The following is a 2,817-nucleotide window of genomic DNA, read 5'->3' as shown; positions in this document are numbered from 1 at the left end:
CGGCAGCAGGACATCGCGATCATCGGCCTCGTGGGCCGATTTCCCGAGGCAGACGACCTCGAGGCGTTCTGGCGGACCCTCCGCGACGGCCGCGAATCGATCACCTTCTTTTCCGACGATGAACTGCGCGCCTCGGGCGTGGAGCCTGAACTGATTGCCGACCCGAATTACGTGCGAGCCAATGGAGTTCTGTCGGATGTGACGCACTTCGACTCGGCGTTCTTCGGCATTGCTCCCGCCGAGGCCGACGTCATGGACCCGCAGCACCGCCTGTTTCTGGAAGCCGCGTGGCGGGCGCTGGAAGACGCGGGCTACCGGCCCGGTTCGCTGCGTGGTTCCCGCGCCGGGGTGTTCGCCGGGGTGTCCACCAGCGATTACCGGGAATTGCTGGAACGCCACGGGCAAGCCATCGAGGCCCACACCCCCACCGGCACCCTGCACGCCATGCTGCCCAACCGGGTGTCGTTCCTGCTGGACCTGCGCGGCCCCAGCGAAACCATCGACACGGCCTGTTCCAGTTCGCTGGTGGCGGTGCATCGGGCGATTCAAGCCCTGCGCCGGGGCGAATGCGAACTGGCCTTGGCGGGCGGGGTGAATGCCCTGCTCAGTCCGCGCTTGTTCATCGCCTTCGACCGGGCCGGGATGCTGGCCCCCGATGGGCGCTGCAAGACCTTCGACCGCCGCGCCGATGGCTATGTCCGGGGCGAAGGCGCGGGCGTGGTGGTGTTGAAGCCGCTGTCCCGCGCCCTGGCCGACGGCGACCACATCCACGGCGTGCTGCGGTCCTGCGTGGTGAACCACGGCGGGCAGGCCCAATCCCTCACCGCGCCCAGCGCCAGGGCGCAGGCGGAATTGCTGGTGGAGGCCATCGGCGCGGCGGAGGTCGATCCCGAAACCATCGGCTACATCGAAGCCCACGGCACCGGCACGGCCTTGGGCGACCCCATCGAGGTCAACGCCCTCAAGAAAGCCTTCGCCGAATTGGCGATGAAGCGCGGTCGGCCCTTGCCCGCCGGAGCCTTCTGCGGCTTGGGTTCGATCAAGAGCCACATCGGCCACCTGGAAACCGCCGCCGGGGTCGCCGGGCTGATTCATGCCCTTTTGGCCTTGCGCCATCGCCGCTTGCCCGCCCTGCACGATTTCCGCGAATTGAATCCCTACATCGAACTGGCGGACAGCCCGTTCTTCATCGTCGATCAGGCCCGCGATTGGCCGGAACCCCGCGACTCACAAGGCCGCCCCGCGCCGCGCCGGGCCGGGGTCAGTTCGTTCGGTTTCGGCGGGGTCAACGCCCATTGCGTGGTGGAAGAGTATCAACCCGCCTTATCCCGCCCAACGGTGGGGCCGGTGTTGGTCCCGCTGTCGGCCCGCACGCCCGAGCAATTGCAGGCGGTGGCGCGGCGTCTTCTGGACCATCTCGCCACGTCGGCGGGCCGGGCGGCGTCCTTGGCGGACATCGCTTATACCCTGCAAGTGGGGCGGGAGAGCCACGAACACCGGCTGGCGGTGCTGTGTGCCAGCCCTGCCGAACTTGGCGAAAAGCTCACTGCTTTTCTGGCCGGCGGCCCGGACATGCCCGGCCTGTGGCGCGGCGTGGCGGCGGGCCGGGCGGCGCTGGCGGGTTTCGGCGGCGAGGCGGAAGACCGGGACTATCTCCGCGCCCTGGTCGCCAACGGCAAGCTGGCCCGGCTGGCGGCGCTGTGGGCGGGCGGGGTCGCCATCGCTTGGGAAGACTTGTACGAACCGGGCGAACGCCGCCGGGTGCCGTTGCCGGGCTATCCCTTCGAGCGGCGGCGGCATTGGTTTGGTGGGAGTGGGCTGCATGGTGGGAGTGGGCTTCAGCCCACGACTGTGCCGGTTGACGCGACAGCTCTGCCTAATCGTGGGCTGAAGCCCACTCCCACATCACTCACTCCCACTTCATCCATTCCTACTGGCTTGCCGCCTTTGGGTCTATGGCAACCCGCGTGGCGGCTGGTGGAGCCGGACGGGGCCAAGCTCCCCGCCATGCCCCACACGCTGGTGGTGCGCCATGCCCGCGATTTTGGTCTGGCCAGAGCGCTGGCGGCTGAAACTGGACGGATTGCCTTCCTGGGCCGGGGCTGGCGGCGGGCGGGCGAGCGCTACCGGGCGATTGACCTGGCGCGGGAAGCCGATTACGCGGCCTTGCTGGAGGACATCCCCGCGCCCTTCGATGTGTATTTCCTGGGCGGGCTGGCGCGGGCGCCATTCGATCCTGCCGACATGGCGGCTTTTGATCGGGCGCAGGACACCGGCCCGCTGGCCTTGTTGAGCCTAGTCCGCGCCCTTCATGCCAGCGGGCGCTTGGGACAGGTCGGGCGGCTGGTGGTCGTCACCAGCGGCGTTTATTCGGCGGACGGCGAGGGGGCGGGGACCAATCCCGCCGCTGGAGGCTTGGCGGGTCTGTGCCGGGTGCTGCATAGCGAATACCCGGACCTGCCCTTGAGTTGCGTCGATCTCGACGAGGCCGAACTCGCCGCCGATCCCGCCGCCATCGCCCGGCGGCTGGCCGAAGCGCCGGGCTTGCCCGCCGTCGAATTGGCCCTGCGGGCGGGGCGTTGGCGGCGGCGGGTGGTGGAACCGCTGGCCAACCTCGACACCGTCACCACCGACGGCTTGCCGGTGCGGCCCGGCGGGGTCTATCTCATCGCGGGCGGGGCGGGCGGCTTGGGGCTGATTTTCTCCCGCCATTTGGCCGAGCGGGGCGGGACGCGGCTGGTCTGGCTGGGTCGGCGAGCAGCAGATGCGGTGGTCGAGCGAAGCATCCGCGAGGTGCAGGCGGCGGGCGGCGAGGTG

The 2,817-nt window shown here is 69.5% G+C and carries 1 protein-coding gene; it reads left to right on the top strand.

The window, feature by feature from the left end:
- Positions 1-2,817 (top strand): type I polyketide synthase (locus tag ACXWUF_RS21540; RefSeq protein WP_458503401.1); only part of this gene is annotated, 2,817 nt, incomplete at both ends.

The sequence above is a fragment of the Methylomagnum sp. genome (genome assembly GCF_054333355.1).
The sequence above is the reverse complement of the archived record's forward strand: the minus strand, read 5'-3'. Positions and strand labels throughout refer to the sequence as shown.